Here is a 17,039-nt window from a genome sequence, read left to right on the forward strand (position 1 = left end):
GCGGGGGCACGGCTGGGGCGGTCCCAGCCAGAAGGGCAAGGCCCGGGAGACGGCGCGGGCACCCCTGGGCGAACGGATACAGTCGTTCATCGGCTCCGCCGAGGCCACAGCCAACAGCGCCCTGGATCAGGACCACTTCTTTATCCAGCTCTACGGCGAGGTCCAGAAGCTCTCCGGCCGGACCGTGGTGGAGGACGCCGACCCCCGTTACTCGGTGGTAAAGCTCACCGACGGCACCCTCACCTTCGTAAACGACCAAGCGCTGGATGTCTCCGGACATGGCCGTTCCGTGGTCCGGCTCTCCCGCGCCCTGGAGAAGCGGGACATCCCCCTTCTCTATGTCCAGGCCCCCCAGAAGCTCCAGAGCGGCGACCCCCGCCTGCCGGATGGGGTGTCGGACTACGGCAACGACTATGCCGACCAGATCCTCGCCGTGCTGGAGGAACAGGGCGTGGCGGCGCTGGACCTGCGGGAGACCCTGGCCGCCTGCGGCCGGGACTGGTCTTCCCTCTTTTTCCGCACCGACCACCACTGGACCCCGGAGGCCGGCTTTCTCGCCTGCCAGACCATCGCGGAGACCCTGCGCCGGGATTACGGCTTCACGATCCCCGGGAAATACACCGATGAGCGCTTTTTCACCCGCACCTTTTATTCGGACTACTTCCTGGGCAGCCAGGGCAAGCGGGTGGGCTCCCTCTACGCCGGAGTGGACGACATAGAGCTCTGGGTCCCCACCTTTCATACCAATTTCACCTATTCCATCCCCATCTATGATATGGAGCGCACCGGCCCCTTTGAGGAATCCCTCCTCTTCCCGGAGCGGGTGGAGGAGCGGGACTATTTCGGAGGCAATCCATATACCCTCTACGCTGGTGGGGATTACCCCATGGGGCGCATCTACAACGAGGTACATCCGGAGGGAAAACGCATCCTTCTGCTGCGGGACTCCTATGCCTGCGCCCTCACCCCCTTCCTGGCCCTGAGCTGCGGAGAGCTCATCACCATAGACCTGCGGTACTTCCATGACGACCTGCTCTCCTACGTGGACTGGCTGGAGCCGGACGTGGTGCTGGTGATGTACACCGCGGGCAGCCTGGCCCTGGACCCCCTCTTCGATTTCTTCCCCGCGGGCGACTTCTGTCTGGACACCTATCAAAGTGCGCCGCCCATCGCCCAAAAACCGGAACTGTGAGGTAATTGCCTATGTCCTCCGCCCTGCCCGACGCCCGCCGCCTGGACTACCACTATATCGCCATGCAGGCGGGCTTCTGGGCCATGTTTGCTGCCGTCTGCGCCTATCAGGCCGCGCTGCTCACGGCGCGGGGATTCACCAACGGCGAGGCGGGAATGCTCATCGCCGTACGGTGTCTGGCCGGCATCGTGTGCCAGCCGGCGCTGGGAAGCTTTGCCGACAGGCATCCCGGCATCCCGCTGCGGCGCATCGTCAGCCTGTCCCTGGTCCTCAGTCTGGCGGCCAGTCTGGTGTTCCTGCTCTTCCCCATGGGCATGGCGGGCACCATCGCCGTCCTGGTGGTCATGGGTGGCTTTGAGATCTCCTCCTATCCCCTGATGGACGCCATGGCCATCCAGTTCATCAGCTTGGGCGTCCCGATCCGGTACAGTCTGGGCCGGGGCATCGGCTCCTTTTCCTATGCGGTGGTCTGCATTTTCCTGGGGCTCCAGGTTACCCGCTTCGGGGTGGAGTCCACCCTTATCACCCACGCCCTGCTGGTGGCCCTGGAGATCGCCCTGGTCGCCACCTATCCCCCCTGCCCCGCGGGACCCAAGGTTGCCCATGAGGCGCGGAAGCCCCACTCCGTGTTCTGGCTGCTGCGGCAGAATCCCGTCTTCACCGTCATGCTGCTGGCCATTCTTCTGGGCATCACCGGCTGCCTACCCATGTCCAATTTCCTGGTCAACGTGGTGGTGAGCCGCGGGGGCACGGAGGGAAGTCTGGGCGCCGTGCTCTTTCTTATGGCGGCCTTCGAACTGCCCACCGCCTTTCTTTTTCAGCGCCTCTATCGGAGGCTGGGCGGCGGTCGTCTCCTGCTGGTGAGCATTCTCTTCTGCTTTGGAAAGGCTCTGGCCCTCTTCCTCGCCCCCAACCTCTTCTGGGTGTTTCTCGCCCAGCCCCTTCAAATGCTGGGCTATGGTCTCTTCACCCCCACCTCGGTCTACTATGTCAATGAGTCCGTCCCCGAGGAGGACCGGATAAAGGGGCAGACGGTGATGATGGTTGCCTCCAACGGCCTGGGCGGCGTCCTCGGAAGTCTCCTGGCCGGGAGGGCCCTGGACCTGGGCGGCGCCAATCTGATGCTGGCGTGCTGTATGGTCTGCTGTATCCTAGCCGCAGGGCTGGCCCTGGCCTCTCTCCGCATGAGCCGGGGAACGGTGCCGGTCCGCTGAAGCCGGCACCAGACGTGAAAAGCCGCCCCCGGAGCCTGCGTCGGCTCCGGGGGCGGCTTTTTCCACTTTTCGGGGATCAGCCCACCACGACCAGGCGGACCTTGCCGCCTTCGTCGGGGGATTTGTCATAGTAAACGGTCAGTGTGCCGGAATAGGCCCGGGCCAGGTTGAGGGCATTCTTATAGTCCTCGTCCGAGGCCTTCTCCCCCACGGCAAACCATGTCTCGGTGGCCTTATTGTAGCACTGGACATTGTCGGCGATGGGCAGGACCATGCTGGGCAGAGTCAGGGTCATCTCGTCCATATCAAAGGCGTCACTGCGGACGTTGTCCACGGATTTCAGCTCCACGGCGGTCCCCAGCGTCCGGGTCCCATCCTTCCGCTTGGGCCCTTCCACGACCCCATAGGGCTTTCCGTCCCGGTAGTTCGTGTAGGTGAGCAGATCGGCGGCGGGGCTCGGGTTCTCCGCATTTTCGATCCCCACATGGGTGGTGGTGCTCCAGCCCGTGACCGTATCGGGATTCTCCAGATCGCCGTAGATGGGCTTCCTGGTGGTCTCGACCTTGAGCATACCATAGGTGTAGCAGTCTCCGGTGGCGTCATTGAGCACCACGATGTCGGCGTTGCCCGCGTAGTCCGTGTGGACATAGGTGATCTGTCCGGCGGGGACGGTGGCGCGGGTGATGTCCTCCAGTTCGATCTCCACCAGGGGGCTGGTGTTCACCTGCTCGTAAAGCTTTACGTTATCGGAGAGCTTTACCGAACCCATGGTCCGTTTCTGCACATCCAGGGCGGATTTGGAGCCGCCTCCGGTGAGCTTGGTGAGGCTCAGGCGCCCCTTCTGCGTGGAGGAAACGCTGACCAGTTGTCCCAGCATATCGTCCGCCCGCGTCCCGGTGTAGGCGGTGCCGCCCGTCAGGGTGAGGGGCTTGCCGTTCTCATCCAGAAGATTGAGAGTGGTGATGGTGGCGTTGCCGGAGGAGTCGATGCTCTCCACGGTGCCCACGGTGGTGGACTTGGCCGCGGAAGTCTCCACCGCACCGGCCACCATGCCGTTGTAGGCCAGCAGAAGGGTGAGCTTATCCCCGGGCTCAAAGGAGCGCAGGTCGGATGCCGCGCCGGGCAGCACGGTGAAATCATGCCCCATCACCGTAATGGTGGCCGGCGTATCCCGGTTGGGGTAGACGTTCTCATAGATACCGGTGATGCGCAGGTCGGAGACGTACATCACGTTGTTGGCCGCGTCGAAGGTCGTCACGTCGTACTGGCGGATATCCTCCGTGGTGGCCGGGATCCCGTTTTTATAGACGGCATAGGACTCGTTTCCGGAATAGTTGGGCTTATTCTTCACCACCGTGGTGGAGTTGTCCGTCCTTCCGGCCGCGGTGCGCACAAAGATATATTCCAGCTCTCCTGCGGCGGAGTACTGCAACACCGCCTGGGTCCCGGCGGCCAGGCCGCTGAGGTACACCTTGTCGTACGTGGTAGCCTTGCCGTCCTGCCACACCTTGGTCTTTTCCGGCTCATCGATGTCCACGGTGCCCCCGCCGGAGACCTTCATGCTGTCGTAGGCCATAGAGAGGATGCCCACCACCTGCTGGGTGCCGTTTTCGGAGGGCTGGACGGCCACGATCTTCTCGTCCTTATCCAGCATCAGCTTGGCCCGGCGGCCCACCAGGTCGTCGGAGAAGGGGGCGTGGTCGGTCTTATACACCTTATCCTCGGACACCTTCACACCGGCGGAGCCGTCGGGAGCGATCGCCGCCACATCAAAGACGATGGTCTCATCGGTGATGGTGCATGCCAGATTGGTGAGGTATTCCTTATCGCTGCCCTTGGTATCGATGAACAGCAGGTTTTCCATCAGGAGGGCGGTCTGGCCCCGGGTGATGGTATCCCCGGCCGCCAGCCTCACCCCGTCGGAGAGCGCCAGCTCATCGGCCTTGGCCAGATAGCCGCTGGGCCACACCATTCCCACATCGCTGTCCCCATAGCCCAGGATGCGTACCAGAATGGTGATGGCCTCCGCATAGGTGATGGCCCGGTCCGGATTGAAATTGCCGTAGGCGTCTCCCCGGATGATGCCCGGAGTGGTGGAGGCGTTCTCCCCGGAGCCGCTGGTGGTGCTCTGGGTGGCCACGGCGATATAACCCCTGGCCCAGTGGGTGGCCGGGACGTCCTTGAAGATGGTGCGGTTCATCTGGGCCGGCACCTGGTCGCCGTTGCCCATGAGCTCCACTGCCATCTTGCAGAATTCCGCCCGGGTGAGGGTGCGCTCCGGCGTAAAGGCGGTGCCGCCGGTACCGTTGACGATACCCAGGAGCCGCAGGGTCTCAGCGGCCCCCGCCACCTCGGGGTCGGCGATGTCGGTAAAGGTGGTGGAAGCTGTGGACGCGGTGTCCGCCGCTGTGGGCAGGACCAGCATACCGCACAGGACGGCGCAGGTGAGCAGCAGCGACAAAACTCGTTTTGTTCTCATATCTTTTCTCTCCTTGCAGTGTGGAGTTGCACCCTTATTCCGCCCGCAGGGCCACCACGGGCTGAAGGCCGCTGGCCTTGATGGCGGGGTACATGCCGAAGATGATGCCCAGCGCCACGGAAATGGCCGCAGCGGCCACGGTGATGGCCGCGCTGGGGATGAGTATGGTGCCGAAGGACAGCTTTCCCACGATCAGCGTGCCGATATAGCCCACGCCGATGCCGAAGATGCCGCCGATGCCGCAGATCATAGCGGCCTCAATGAGAAACTGGACCACGATGCTCTTCCGCTCGGCGCCGATGGCCTTGCGGATACCGATCTCTCTGGTCCGCTCGGTGACGGTGACCAGCATGATATTCATGATGCCGATGCCGCCCACCAGCAGGGAGATGGCCGCGATGCCGCCCAGGAACCGCTGCTGCATGGCGTTGGCCTCGTTGGATTCGTTCTGCCAAGTATCCTCGGAGTAGACGCTGTAGCTCCCGGAGTTTGTGTTGATGATTCCGGAGAGGAAGCCGTTGAGGCTGGTGGTGACCTCCTTGATGGCGTCGGAGTTCTTGACCTTGACCACATACTCCTCGATGGGCTGGTTGTCGTTGAAGAGCCGGGTCATGGTGCTGGGCAGGAGGATCATGCGGTCCAGCCGCTTGATGGATTCGCTCATCCACTGGGCGTCCTGCGAGGTGCCCAGATCGGTGCCGGAGCCCTTGCTCTTATAGACGCCCACCACCCGGAAGGGGGTGCCGTTGATAGAGATGGTCTTGTCCACGGGGTCGGCAAAGGAGAACAGATACTCCGCCGTGGCCGCGCCCAGGACACAGACCTGATTGGAATTCTCCACATCCAGATAGGACAGATCCCGCCCGTTGGAGATCACATAATCGTTGCAGAGGCCGAACTTGTCATTGCCCAGATAAATCTGGGGATAGTCATTGCTGCTGTCATAGCTGATCATCACACCTCCGCCGCCATAGGATCGATTGGAGTTCCGGCTGAGGGTCTTGGACTCATACTTGATGGTGGGGCTGGACCAGATATATCCGTTGGGGGAAACGCCCACCACGCCGTCGAGCTGGAGGCAGTAGTCGTAGAGCGCCTGCCCCACATCCACGCTGCTGGAATTGCCCCAGGTATAGGCGGAGACATTGATTTTGTTGCTGCCCATACTCTCATAGTAGGCCTTCATGGCCATATTCTGCCCCTGCGCGTAGGAGACCAGGATGATAACGGCGGCCAGGCCGATGATGATTCCCAGCATGGTCAGGGCGGAACGACCTTTGTTGGACGATATGGATTTGGCCGCCATCTTGATGGCTTGGGTCAGGTTCACAGGCCCACCTCCTCTCGTGTGCCGTCGCCCACGATTCGACCGTCAGAGATCCGGACGATCCGCTCGGCGGTGGCGGCGATGCCGTTGTCGTGGGTGATGAGGATGACGGTGGTGCCGTCCTCATGGAGATTGTGCAGGATCTCCAGCACGTGCCTGCCGGTCTTGGAGTCCAGGGCGCCGGTGGGCTCGTCGGCCATGATGATTGGGGGATGGGTGGCAATGGCCCGTGCGATGGCCACCCGCTGCTGCTGTCCGCCGGACATCTCCGCGGGCTTGTGCTGCCAGCGGTCCTCCATGGACACCTTTTCCAGGGCCTCCATCACCATGTCCTCCCGCTTGCCCAGAGGCACGCCCTGGTAGATGAGAGGGAGCTCCACGTTCTCATAGGCGCTCAGGGCCGGGATCAAATTGTATCCCTGGAAGATGAAGCCGATCTCCTTGTTCCGGATGTGGGCCAGCTCCCGGTCCGTCCGCTCGGTGATGTCGGTGCCGTCCAGCCAGTAGTCCCCATAGGTAGGGATGTCCAGACAGCCCAGGATGTTCATCAGCGTGGACTTGCCGGAGCCGGACTGGCCGATGATGGCCACGAACTCCCCCCGGTCGATGGTGAGCGTCACGCCGTCCAGGGCCCGGACCTCGCTCTCCTTGCCCTCATTATAAATCTTATACAGGTTTCTGATGTCTATGAGCATGGCGCTACCTCAGCCCCAGGCCTGTTCGACATAGTAGTTCACGAAGACCTCTTCGTCTCCCTGGAGACCTTCCTTGATCTCCACATTGTAGTTGTCGGAAAGGCCGGTGACCACGGGCACGGGGTAATAGCCCTCCTCCTCGCTGGGATAGGTGGGCGTCTGCCCGGGCTCCGTGGCGGGGATGTCGATTTCCACAGCGTTGTCCGGGCGGGCGTCGGCATGGATGAACACTACGGAGGAGGTGTTGCCGTCGGTATCGCTGACGTACTTCACCGACTGCATGGGCACTACGATGCAGTCGTCGGACTGACTGGCCACAAAGGAGTAGTCCAGCCACATACCGGCCAGCAGGGTGCCGCCGAAGTTGTCCACCTCCAGGGTCACGGGATAGCTGGTCATGCCGTTGGAGCTGTTCTCCCCCACGCTCATGTTGATGCTGGTGACCGTGCCCATAAAGCTGTTCCCGTTGTAGTCGGTGAGCTCCACCGCCATGCCGGGACTGACAAAGGAGATGTTCCGGTCGTCCACGGTGATCTCCACCACCATGGTGGTGGTATTGGAAATGGTGATGACGGTCTCTCCGCTCTTGACCTCCGCGCCCTCGGTGAGGGTGCAGGTAGTGACCATGCCGTCGATGGGCGCAGTGGCGTTGAAGTTGCTCAGTGCCTTCTGGGCCTCGGTGAGCTTCTCCATGGCGTCGTCGATCTCCTTCTGCTTGGCACGCATGTCGGAGTCGATGGTGTCGGAACCCATCACCAGCAGGACGTCCCCGGCGTTCACATTGGCGTACCGCAGCAGATTGTCGGTCAGCAGGGGGCCTTCGGACTCGGTAACAATCTTCCGCGTCTCATAGTACTCGGTCTCGCCGTTTGCATAGGGATAGATGGCGCTTCCGTCGGCGGCGGCGAGGGTGGCTGTGGCGGTCATCCCCTGGGTCAGGGTGCTGGGATTGTCAAATGCGATGACGACCTCAAAGTAGACCGAGCCCTCGGGGGATATGTAACTGACCTTGTTGATCTTCTCCACCGTGCCGTTGAAGCTGTCCATCACGGCGGGAATGGAGACGCTGACGCTCTGCCCCACCGCAATGTCGTTTTCATAGGCATAGCTGAAATAGAGGGAGAGCTTGAGCTTTTTGTCGTTGACCAGTGTGGCCACCGCGGCGCCGTCCGCAACGTCGTCGCCCACCTGGAACTCGCTGATCTCCACCAGTTTGCCGGCAAAGGGGGCCCGGACGGTGAGGTTGTTGGCCTTCTTCACCAGATCGTTCATGTCCTTCTGGAGATTGTCCACCTTCTCCTGGGCAGCGGTGACCTCGTCCTCGGCGTCCTGGCTGCGGATGGTATAGAGAGGCTGCCCCGCAGTGACCGTATCGCCGGCGGTGACGTAGACCTCCTGTACGGTGCCGCCCTGGGTCAGCGTGATGGCGGCGGATTCCTTGGCTTTGGCGTTGCCGCTGCCCTGTACGGTGCTCTGGATCGAGGAGATCTGGGCCACGGCGGTCTGGATCTGGCTCTCCACCGCGTCCTTCTTGGTGAGAAAACGGTACAGGAAAACCCCGCCCACCGCCAGCGCCGCCAAGACGACCAGGGTGATGATGGTATTTCGGGCCTTTTTCCGGTTTCGCTTCTTCTGTCCGCTGGACTTCTTGGGTGTTTCGGGCGGCGCGGGGGTCTCTACGGACGTCGCCTTCTGCTCTGTCATTTCAGCCATGTTGTATTCCCTCCTGAATTGCTGCGCATACTTATGCTATTGTACCACGCTCCTCCGGAAGCGTAATTACAAAGCAATGACAATTTCTTAAGGTTCTCTTAAGAGTTCTGTATGACGTGTCATTCATTAGACGATGCTCGACCCCGAAAAGTTACAGCATACGAAAGAAAAATTTGTTTGCCGCCGCGCCGGGCGCAATTCTCCGCACACAGGCTTGAAAACATACTATTCCTGTGGTATTATAGGAACACAGTTTGGTATACTTTTAAGAATGAGGATGATTGCATGAAAATTTCCACCAAGGGCCGCTACGCCCTGCGGCTGATGCTGGACCTGGCCCTGGCCTCTCCCGGGGAGCCGGTCCCCCTTCGGGACGTGGCCCAGCGGCAGGAGATTTCCGATAAATACCTGGAGCAGATCGTCACCCCCCTCTCCCGCGCCGGCCTGGTGCGCAGCGTCCGGGGCGCCGGCGGCGGCTATCTGCTGACCCGCGCCCCGTCCGCGTACACCGTGGGGGAGATCCTGCGGCCTCTGGAGGGGAGCCTTGCACCGGTGAGCTGTGTGGACGGCAGCGAGTGCTGCGGCCGCGCCGTCCAATGCGTCACGCTGGAGGTCTGGCAGGAGATCCAAAAGGCGGTGTCCGGCGTAGTGGACCATATCACACTGGCGGATCTGGTGGAACGCCACCGCCAGAAATCCCTTCTTCTGATGGATCAGGCCCGGTCGTAATTCAATTCAGCCTGCCGGGGGGAGCGGCTGCTCCCCCGTTTTTTTCCTCTTCACCTCTTGACAAGTTGTGGGGCACGGCTTATAATTCATAATCATAGTAATTCTATATGAATTAAGTAATTTATGTTCCTGAAAGGAGCTGTCAGTATGTCCCGTTTTCTCTATGCCGATCACGCCGCTACCACCGCGCTCTCTCCCAGGGCGCTGGAGGCCATGATGCCCTATTTTCGGGACACCTATGGGAATCCCTCCAGCCTCTATGCATTCGGCCAGCAGGCCAAGTCCGATCTGGATGCCGCGCGGGCAGAGGTCGCCCGGTGCCTGAACGCAAAGCCCGAGGAGATCTTCTTCACCTCCGGCGGGACGGAGAGCGACAACTGGGCCCTCAAGGCCGTGGCCGAGCTCCGGGGCGGCAAGGGCAGGCACATCATCACCTCCGCCATTGAGCATCACGCCATCCTGCACACCCTGGAGCACCTGGAAAAGGCCCAGGGCTTTTCGGTCACCTACCTGCCGGTGGATTCCCTGGGCCGTGTGGACCCTCAGGCGGTAAAGGCGGCCATCCGCCCCGACACCATCCTCATCACCGTCATGGCCGCCAATAACGAGATCGGCACCATCGAGCCCATCGCCGAGATCGCCGCCATCGCCCGGGAGGCTGGTGTGCTCTTCCACACCGACGCCGTTCAGGCGGTCGGACACATTCCCGTGGACGTATCCGCCTGGAACTGTGATATGCTCTCGCTCTCCGGCCATAAATTCCACGGCCCCAGGGGCGTGGGCGCGCTGTATGTCCGCAGGGGCTTGCGCCTGCCGCCCCTCATCCACGGCGGCGGGCAGGAGAAGGGCCGCCGCTCCGGCACGGAAAATGTGGCCGGCGCCGTGGGCCTAGCCGCTGCGCTGAGAGAGGCGGTGGACGGGCTGGAGGCCCGCTCCGTCCGGCTCGCCGCCCGGCGGGACCGGCTGATCGAGGGCCTCACCCGGCTGCCCTGCTCCCGCCTCACCGGCGATCCGGTGTACCGCCTGCCCGGCACCGCGTCCTTTGTCTTTGAGGGCGTGGAAGGTGAGGCGCTCCTCCTCCACCTGGACGCCAAGGGCATCTGCGCCTCCTCCGGCTCGGCCTGTTCCTCCGCCTCCCTGGACCCCTCCCATGTCCTGCTGGCCATCGGCCTGCCCCATGAGGTGGCCCACGGCTCCCTGCGCCTCTCCCTGGACGAGGAGAACACCGACGAGGACGTGGACTACCTCCTCCAGGCGGTCCCCGAGGTGGTGGAGTACCTCCGGAACATGTCCCCCGTGTGGGACAAGGCCCAGCAGAAGCCCGTCTGGAACCTGTAAACGACGAAAGGAGAATTTCTTATGCTTTATACAGAAAAGGTCATGGACCACTTTGAACATCCCCGCAATGTGGGAGAAATCGAACATGCCGACGGGGTGGGTCAGGTAGGCAACCCCAAGTGCGGCGACATCATGAAGATGTATCTGAAGATCGATGACGGCGTCATTACCGATGTAAAGTTCAAGACCTTCGGCTGCGGCTCTGCCATCGCCACCTCCTCCATGGCCACCGAGCTCATCAAGGGCAAGCGGGTGGAGGAGGCCTTGGGCCTCACCAACGCCGCCGTGGCCGAGGCGCTGGACGGCCTGCCCGCCTACAAGATGCACTGCTCCGTGCTGGCCGAGGAGGCCATCAAGGCGGCTCTCGCCGACTACTATCAAAAGCAGGGGCTGGAGGTGCCGGAGGCCTGTAAGCTGGCCTGCGAGGACGGCGAAGGCTGCTGTTGTCACTGAGGCCCGACCCCGCCCTTTTCTCCTTGACACTTTCCCCCGTATGACATACAATAATTTGTACGTGAATTTTCTTCTTTGCTGGTGTAAAATTCCCGCGGGCGCGCTCTGCGCTCCGTTCCGGCACCTTTCAGAGAGAGAAATAAGGGGGAACGGCCCTGTGATCGAACTCAAACACCTGTCCAAAACCTTCTCCACCGGCGAGGGTGAGTTTCACGCCCTGGAGGATGTGAGCCTCACCGTCCAGACCGGGGACATCTTCGGCATCGTGGGCATGAGCGGCGCCGGCAAATCCACGCTGGTCCGGTGCATCAACCTGCTGGAGAAGCCCACCTCCGGCCATGTGATCATCGACGGCCAGGACATGACCGCCCTGTCCGCCCGGGCGCTTCTGGAGATGCGCCGGTCCATCAGCATGATCTTCCAGCAGTTCAATCTGCTCATGCAGCGCACCTGCCTCAAAAACATCTGCTTCCCCATGGAGATCGCCGGTGTCCCCGCGGCCGAAGCCAAAAAGCGGGCGCTGGAACTTCTGGACGTGGTGGGACTTCCCGACAAGGCGGACGCCTATCCCGCCCAGCTCTCCGGCGGCCAGAAGCAGCGCATCGCCATCGCCCGCGCCCTGGCCTCCGACCCCAAGGTCCTGCTGTGCGACGAGGCTACCTCCGCCCTGGACCCCACCACCACCCGCTCCATCCTGCGCCTCATCCAGGACATCAACAAGCGCCTGGGTATCACCGTCATCATCATCACCCACGAGATGGCCGTGGTGGAGGAGATCTGTACCCACGTGGCCATTCTGGACCACGGACATATGGTGGAGACCGGCACGGTGGAGGACATCTTCTCCAATCCCAAGACCGAGGCCGGGCGAAGGCTGGTCTATCCCGAAGGGGCCCACATCGATCAGTTTCCCGCGTCGGGCGTGGTCCGTGTGGCCTTCAACGGCGGCTCCTCCTACGAGCCGCTCATCGCCTCCCTGGCCATCGACTGCGGTGTGAAGGTGAATATTCTGGGAGCCGACACCCGCAACGTGGGCGGCAAGGCCTTCGGCACCATGCTGCTGGGCCTGCCCGCAGACAAGGGCGAGGCCGCCAGGGCCATGAGCTATCTCATGGCGCAGAAAGACGTGACTGTGGAGGAGGTGCCGGACTACCATGCATGAGCTGCTCAACAACCCCGAGGTCCAGCGCCTTCTGGCGCCGGACACCGGGCTGCTCTTCGCCGTCTGGGAGACCATGTATATGACGGTGGTCTCCACCCTGTTCGCCTATGTCATCGGCCTGCCCCTGGGTGTGCTGATGGTGGCCGGCGAGGAGGGCGGCGTCATGCCCCTGCCCCGCCCGGTGATGACCGTCCTCAATTTCATCATCAACATCCTGCGCTCGGTCCCCTTCCTCATCCTGATGGTCCTGGTCATTCCCCTCTCCCGGCTGATCATCGGCACCAGCATCGGCACCGTGGCCACCATCATCCCCCTCATCGTGGCCGCCTTCCCCTTCGTGGCCCGGCTGGTTGAGGCCTCCATCCGCGAGGTGGACAAGGGTGTGGTGGAGGCCGCCCAATCCATGGGCTGTTCCCCCTTCCAGATCATTTCCAAGGTGATAATCCCGGAGAGCCGTCCTTCCCTCATTTCCGGCTTTACCACCGCCTTCATCACCATCCTCAGTTACGGCGCCATGGCCGGTGCCATCGGCGGCGGTGGTCTGGGCTCCATGGCCCTCAACCTAGGCTACCAACGGCGCATGTATATCGTTCTCTATGTGGCGGTCATCGTCCTGGTGGTGCTGGTGCAGATCTTCCAGTCCGTGGGCACCCGCATGGCGGTCCGTCTGGACAAGCGCATCACGCCCAAGGGGAAAAAGCGCGGACTCAAGGAGGCCGGGAAAAAGATCAAAAATGACCGGCGCATCCCCGGCGCGATGTAAAGGAATTGGCGGGTCTGACAAAGTCCTCGCTTTGTCAAACCCGCCTTTTTGATTAAATGCACCATTGACAGAGCCGCTTCTCCGGGGTAAACTAAGTGCAACCCGGAGACAATGGAATATCGCTGACAAAGGCAATGAAGAGAAGAGTACGTGCGGAGATACGTCACAGAGAGCCCCGGCTGGTGGGAAGGGGTATGGAAGGCCGCGCTGAACATGGTCTCGGAGCCGCGCACCGAGTGTACCGGCGTACATAAGGCTGCGACGGGGGCGCCCGTCATAGCGCAGGCGTATCGGATCCTCCTGTACGCTCCAAGGCCCCGGCCGTGAGGTCCGGGCGAAACAAGGTGGTACCACGAAGCGAAATGCTCTCGTCCTTGATGCAGTGGCATCGAGGGCGTTTTTTTGTCCCTTGCCGGCGATATACCCTGGTTCTCATGGTTCAAAACGTATCATAGAATAGGAGAATGAAACATGAAAAAGCTCGTCTCTCTGCTCCTCACCGGCGCTCTGGCCTGCGGCCTGTTGGCCGGCTGCGGCGGCAACGCCGCCAGTACGCCCGCCCCTGCCGACACCACCGCACCCGTGGACACCACTGCTCCCGCCGAGACCAATCCCCTGGATGGCACCGTGCTGAAGGTGGGCGCCACCCCCGCCCCCCACGCCGAGATTCTGGAAGTGGTGAAAGACCTGCTGGCGCAGCAGGGCATTACCCTGGAGATCGTGGAGTTCAACGACTATATCCAGCCCAACCTGGCCGTGGAGGACGGCTCCCTGGACGCCAACTACTTCCAGCACATCACCTACATGAATGAGTTCAACGAGAGCGACGGCACCCACCTGGTGAGCGCGGCCGAGATCCACTATGAGCCCTTCGGACTCTACGCGGGTAAGACCTCCTCCATCGCCGACCTGGCCGACGGCGCCCAGATCGCCGTGCCCAACGACACCACCAACGAGGCCCGCGCCCTGCTGCTGCTGGAGCAGGAGGGGCTCATCACCCTCAAGGAGGGCGCCGGCATCACCGCCACCAAGGCCGACATCGCGGAGAACCCCAAGAACCTGGACATCGTTGAGCTGGAAGCCAGTCAGCTCCCCGTGCGCCTGGCCGACGTGGACATGGCCGTCATCAACGGCAACTACGCCATCGACGCCGGCCTGAAGGTCTCCGACGCCGTGGCCATCGAGGCCGCCGACGGTGAAGCCGCCTCCGCCTATGTCAATGTGCTCGCCGTCGAGGAGGGCCGTGAGAATGATCCCGCCATCCAGGCCCTGGCTGCGGTCATGACCAGCCAGGAGGTCAAGGACTTCATTAATGACACCTATGACGGCGCCGTGGTCGCCGTATTCTGATCAAATCCCCATGGGAGGACCCGCCCGCCCTGCGGACGGGTTTTCCCAACGTCAAAAATCATACTAAATTGGAGGGAATACTATGAAAATCGCCCCTGTGCTCACCGATCTGATCGGCAACACCCCCCTGCTTGCCCTGGACCGTTACGCCCCCGGCACCCACATCCTGGCCAAGCTGGAGTACTTCAATCCCCTCTCCTCCGCCAAGGACCGGGCGGCCCTCTATATGATCCGTGACGCCGAGGCCAGAGGCCTTCTGAAGCCGGACACCGTCATCGTGGAGCCCACCAGCGGGAACACCGGCGTAGGTCTTTCCTACATTGCGGCCATCCGGGGCTACCGCATCATCCTCACCATGCCGGAGACCATGAGCCTGGAGCGGCGGAACCTCTTGGCCGCCCTGGGAGCTGAGCTGGTGCTCACCCCCGGCGCCGAGGGCATGAAGGGCGCCATCGCCAAGGCGAACGAACTGCTCACCACCCTGCCGTCGGCCTGGATGCCCGGCCAGTTTGACAACCCCGCCAACGCCACCGCCCACTATGAGACCACCGGGCCCGAGATCTGGCGGGACACCGACGGGACCGTGGATATTCTGGTGGCGGGCGTGGGAACCGGCGGCACCCTCACCGGCGCAGGACGCTTCCTGAAGGAGCAGAAGCCCGGCGTCCGCCTGGTGGCGGTAGAGCCCGCCGAATCCCCCGTCCTCTCCGGCGGGAAGGCCGGCCCCCACAAGATCCAGGGCATCGGTGCCGGCTTTGTGCCCAAGGTCCTGGATCTGTCGCTGGTGGACGAGGTCCTCACCATCCCCAGCGTGGAGGCGCTGGAGGCCGGAAGGGCCCTGGTGAGGACCGAGGGGCTGCTGGTGGGCATCTCCTCCGGTGCGGCCGCCCGTGCGGCCGCGCTCCTGGCCGCACGGCCTGAGAATGCCGGAAAGACCATCGTCGTCGTCCTGCCGGACACCGGGGAGCGCTATCTCTCCACAGAGCTTTTCCGGAGAGACTCCTGACGACGGCCCGCCGGGCGGAGCACCCGCCGTCTCTCCCTGCTTTTCCAGGCCGCCTGATCCAAGCAGCATCAAGCCAGAAATGAGAAATGAGCGCCGCAGAATAAAAATTCTGCGGCGCTCACGCTGTTGATTCCTATTTTACCTGAAACATGTTGGTCATATCCAGGGTGATCTCGGTGGTGTAGGGATTCAGGAGCTCGTTGAATATCTCCAGGCATCCCTCCCGATCCAACTGATAGCACCAGGATACGCCGTTATAGCGCGCGTCTCCGTCGCCGGGCAGGGTGCCGGTGGAGACCCCGGTGCCGAAGTCCACACCCACTGCCTGGGTGGCAAACCAGGCGATATCCGTGGCCGACAGATCTGTCTTTACGTTCTGGGTGAAAATATCCACAAAGTTATTGAAGAGGCTCAGGCTGGACCAGGAGAGGACTTTTTTTGCAATGGCGGTAAGCATCTTCTGCTGAGTCTGGGTCCGGCCCACATCGGTGTAGCCGCTGCCGTCATTGTTGTGGCGAAAACGGACCACCTCCAGGGCCTGCTGGCCGTTGAGATGCTGCATCCCCTCCTTGTAGTGGATGTAGAGCTCCTGGCCGGGGGTGGAATCATCATAATCCATATCGCAGGGGACGTAGAAATCAATGCCCCCCACCGCATCCACCAGGGCCTTGAATGCCCTGATGTTCACCGTCATATAGTGGTCGATGGGGATACCTATGAGATCGGAGACCGTCTCTTTCAGCGCCTCGATCCCGCCGGAGCCATAGACGGCGTTGATCTTCGGAAAGCTGCGGTCTACCAGGGTATCTCTGGGGATGGAGACCACGCCCACCTTCTGCTCCGCTGTGTCGTAGGCCGCCACCATGATGGTGTCGGTGTTTCCGCCCCCCACGTCGGTGGCGGCCAGCAGAAAGGTATAGAAGCCCTCCTTGCGCACCAGGGGCACGGGTGTGGGGGTGGCCGTGCTTTCATCCTCCGGCGTGTCCGGATCGTCGGAAGCCGGGGCACGGGAGGGGATTGAGGCGGTCGGAGGCGCCGCCTGTTCCGGCGGGCGGACCAGGGCCTTGAACCCGCAGAAAAACACCACGATGAGGACGGAGACAGCCACGGCGGTCCGGTACAGCGCCCGGCCAAGCCGCCGCACCCCGGAGGCCTTTCGCCGTTTCTTTTTCAGTAGACGCCTCGCCAAACTCCGCTCACCCTCTCGATTATGTCAACGGATATCAGTATATCCGCTCCACGGTCGTTGGGCAAGCAAAAGTTTTATATTTCACAAAATTTTTATCTTTTTCCCCGCAGGCGGAGGATCGGGTCCATATCCTGTTCCGGCGCCGTGATCGGCTTCCGGTGTCTGACCGCCCTCAGTCCTCGATGTGGATAACGGCCACCGGGCATCCGTCGGCCGCCATCCTGACCTGCTCCTCATTCTCCCCGGTCGGCGCGCGGTATACCTCCGCCAGTCCGTCGTCCGCCATCTGAAAAACCTCCGGGCAGGTCCCGGCGCACAGCCCGCAGCTGATGCACCCATCCCGATCTATCATGACCTTCATCTCTTACTCTGCCTCCTTGTTTTAACGGCCTGTTCTGAAATCCTGGAATCATGCCCGCCGCCAGGGCG

At 62.2% G+C, this 17,039-nt stretch carries 15 protein-coding genes; 9 read left to right on the plus strand and 6 right to left on the minus strand.

All coding sequences use genetic code 11. The annotated features are described in order from the left end of the window. Both ABUA09_RS12250 and ABUA09_RS12255 read left to right on the plus strand, forming a co-directional pair. Positions 1 to 1,192 (plus strand): alginate O-acetyltransferase AlgX-related protein (locus ABUA09_RS12250; RefSeq protein ID WP_349949388.1); only part of this gene is annotated, 1,192 nt, incomplete at its 5' end. Between the two features lie 11 nt (positions 1,193 to 1,203). Then, entirely contained in the window at positions 1,204 to 2,406 is a 1,203-nt protein-coding gene (locus tag ABUA09_RS12255; protein ID WP_033116411.1) for an MFS transporter, read from the plus strand. Positions 2,407 to 2,482: 76 nt separating this feature from the next. Here ABUA09_RS12255 and ABUA09_RS12260 read toward each other — a convergent pair whose 3' ends face one another. Genes ABUA09_RS12260 through ABUA09_RS12275 form a run of 4 tightly spaced genes read right to left on the minus strand, consistent with a single transcriptional unit; the run spans position 2,483 to position 8,620 of the window. Beyond that, entirely contained in the window at positions 2,483 to 4,885 is a 2,403-nt protein-coding gene (locus ABUA09_RS12260) for an S-layer homology domain-containing protein (protein ID WP_349949389.1), read from the minus strand. 34 nt (positions 4,886 to 4,919) lie between these two features. After that, positions 4,920 to 6,215 (minus strand): ABC transporter permease, encoded by a 1,296-nt coding sequence (locus ABUA09_RS12265; protein WP_033116413.1) that lies wholly within the window; start codon positions 6,213 to 6,215, stop codon positions 4,920 to 4,922. Beyond that, a complete protein-coding gene (locus tag ABUA09_RS12270; protein ID WP_033116414.1) occupies positions 6,212 to 6,907 on the minus strand; it encodes an ABC transporter ATP-binding protein in 696 nt (231 codons plus the stop codon). Before ABUA09_RS12270 ends, ABUA09_RS12265 begins: the two co-directional genes overlap by 4 nt. 9 nt (positions 6,908 to 6,916) lie before the next feature. Further along, positions 6,917 to 8,620 (minus strand): RND family efflux transporter, encoded by a 1,704-nt coding sequence (locus ABUA09_RS12275; RefSeq protein WP_208318744.1) that lies wholly within the window; start codon positions 8,618 to 8,620, stop codon positions 6,917 to 6,919. Between the two features lie 285 nt (positions 8,621 to 8,905). On the opposite strand from ABUA09_RS12275, the gene ABUA09_RS12280 reads away from it, so the two are divergent. The 7 genes from ABUA09_RS12280 to cysK all read left to right on the plus strand — a co-directional run bounded on the left by ABUA09_RS12280 (position 8,906) and on the right by cysK (position 15,421). Beyond that, positions 8,906 to 9,349 carry an RrF2 family transcriptional regulator gene (locus tag ABUA09_RS12280; protein ID WP_208318746.1) on the plus strand — a complete coding sequence of 148 codons (444 nt, stop codon included), beginning with the start codon at positions 8,906 to 8,908 and terminating at the stop codon, positions 9,347 to 9,349. Positions 9,350 to 9,496: 147 nt separating this feature from the next. Next, positions 9,497 to 10,687 carry a cysteine desulfurase NifS gene (gene nifS, locus ABUA09_RS12285; protein WP_208318748.1) on the plus strand — a complete coding sequence of 397 codons (1,191 nt, stop codon included), beginning with the start codon at positions 9,497 to 9,499 and terminating at the stop codon, positions 10,685 to 10,687. Positions 10,688 to 10,708: 21 nt separating this feature from the next. After that, positions 10,709 to 11,140, plus strand: coding sequence for a Fe-S cluster assembly scaffold protein NifU (nifU, locus tag ABUA09_RS12290; protein ID WP_033117882.1), 432 nt, complete (start codon positions 10,709 to 10,711; stop codon positions 11,138 to 11,140). Positions 11,141 to 11,297: 157 nt separating this feature from the next. Further along, positions 11,298 to 12,302, plus strand: coding sequence for a methionine ABC transporter ATP-binding protein (locus ABUA09_RS12295; RefSeq protein WP_075703432.1), 1,005 nt, complete (start codon positions 11,298 to 11,300; stop codon positions 12,300 to 12,302). Continuing rightward, positions 12,295 to 13,065, plus strand: coding sequence for a methionine ABC transporter permease (locus tag ABUA09_RS12300; RefSeq protein ID WP_195614708.1), 771 nt, complete (start codon positions 12,295 to 12,297; stop codon positions 13,063 to 13,065). Before ABUA09_RS12295 ends, ABUA09_RS12300 begins: the two co-directional genes overlap by 8 nt. 471 nt (positions 13,066 to 13,536) lie before the next feature. Beyond that, positions 13,537 to 14,415 carry a MetQ/NlpA family ABC transporter substrate-binding protein gene (locus ABUA09_RS12305; protein WP_349949390.1) on the plus strand — a complete coding sequence of 293 codons (879 nt, stop codon included), beginning with the start codon at positions 13,537 to 13,539 and terminating at the stop codon, positions 14,413 to 14,415. 82 nt (positions 14,416 to 14,497) lie between these two features. Continuing rightward, positions 14,498 to 15,421, plus strand: a complete 924-nt coding sequence (gene cysK / locus ABUA09_RS12310; protein ID WP_349949391.1) for a cysteine synthase A — start codon at positions 14,498 to 14,500, stop codon at positions 15,419 to 15,421. A gap of 133 nt (positions 15,422 to 15,554) precedes the next feature. On the opposite strand, the gene ABUA09_RS12315 is transcribed toward cysK, so the two are convergent. After that, on the minus strand, positions 15,555 to 16,610 hold the full coding sequence (locus ABUA09_RS12315) for an LCP family protein (protein ID WP_349949392.1): 1,056 nt from the start codon (positions 16,608 to 16,610) through the stop codon (positions 15,555 to 15,557). Positions 16,611 to 16,782: 172 nt separating this feature from the next. Beyond that, complete coding sequence (locus ABUA09_RS12320) at positions 16,783 to 16,971, minus strand: ferredoxin (protein ID WP_058117184.1); 189 nt, start codon at positions 16,969 to 16,971, stop codon at positions 16,783 to 16,785. Positions 16,972 to 17,039 lie beyond the last annotated feature (68 nt).

Origin of the sequence: Intestinimonas sp. RTP31139st1_F5_RTP31139_211217 (assembly GCF_040226735.1) — a bacterium.
Classification (GTDB): Bacteria; Bacillota; Clostridia; order Oscillospirales; family Oscillospiraceae; genus Intestinimonas; species Intestinimonas butyriciproducens.

What these genes read in the sequence shown, in the direction of transcription:
- ABUA09_RS12255 (WP_033116411.1), top strand. Translation starts at nt 1,204, where the DNA reads ATGTCCTCCGCCCTGCCCGACGCCCGCCGCCTGGACTACCACTATATC.
- ABUA09_RS12260 (WP_349949389.1), bottom strand. Translation starts at nt 4,885, where the DNA reads ATGAGAACAAAACGAGTTTTGTCGCTGCTGCTCACCTGCGCCGTCCTG.
- ABUA09_RS12270 (WP_033116414.1), bottom strand. Translation starts at nt 6,907, where the DNA reads ATGCTCATAGACATCAGAAACCTGTATAAGATTTATAATGAGGGCAAG.
- ABUA09_RS12275 (WP_208318744.1), bottom strand. Translation starts at nt 8,620, where the DNA reads ATGGCTGAAATGACAGAGCAGAAGGCGACGTCCGTAGAGACCCCCGCG.
- ABUA09_RS12280 (WP_208318746.1), top strand. Translation starts at nt 8,906, where the DNA reads ATGAAAATTTCCACCAAGGGCCGCTACGCCCTGCGGCTGATGCTGGAC.
- nifS (WP_208318748.1), top strand. Translation starts at nt 9,497, where the DNA reads ATGTCCCGTTTTCTCTATGCCGATCACGCCGCTACCACCGCGCTCTCT.
- nifU (WP_033117882.1), top strand. Translation starts at nt 10,709, where the DNA reads ATGCTTTATACAGAAAAGGTCATGGACCACTTTGAACATCCCCGCAAT.
- ABUA09_RS12300 (WP_195614708.1), top strand. Translation starts at nt 12,295, where the DNA reads ATGCATGAGCTGCTCAACAACCCCGAGGTCCAGCGCCTTCTGGCGCCG.
- ABUA09_RS12305 (WP_349949390.1), top strand. Translation starts at nt 13,537, where the DNA reads ATGAAAAAGCTCGTCTCTCTGCTCCTCACCGGCGCTCTGGCCTGCGGC.
- cysK (WP_349949391.1), top strand. Translation starts at nt 14,498, where the DNA reads ATGAAAATCGCCCCTGTGCTCACCGATCTGATCGGCAACACCCCCCTG.
- ABUA09_RS12320 (WP_058117184.1), bottom strand. Translation starts at nt 16,971, where the DNA reads ATGAAGGTCATGATAGATCGGGATGGGTGCATCAGCTGCGGGCTGTGC.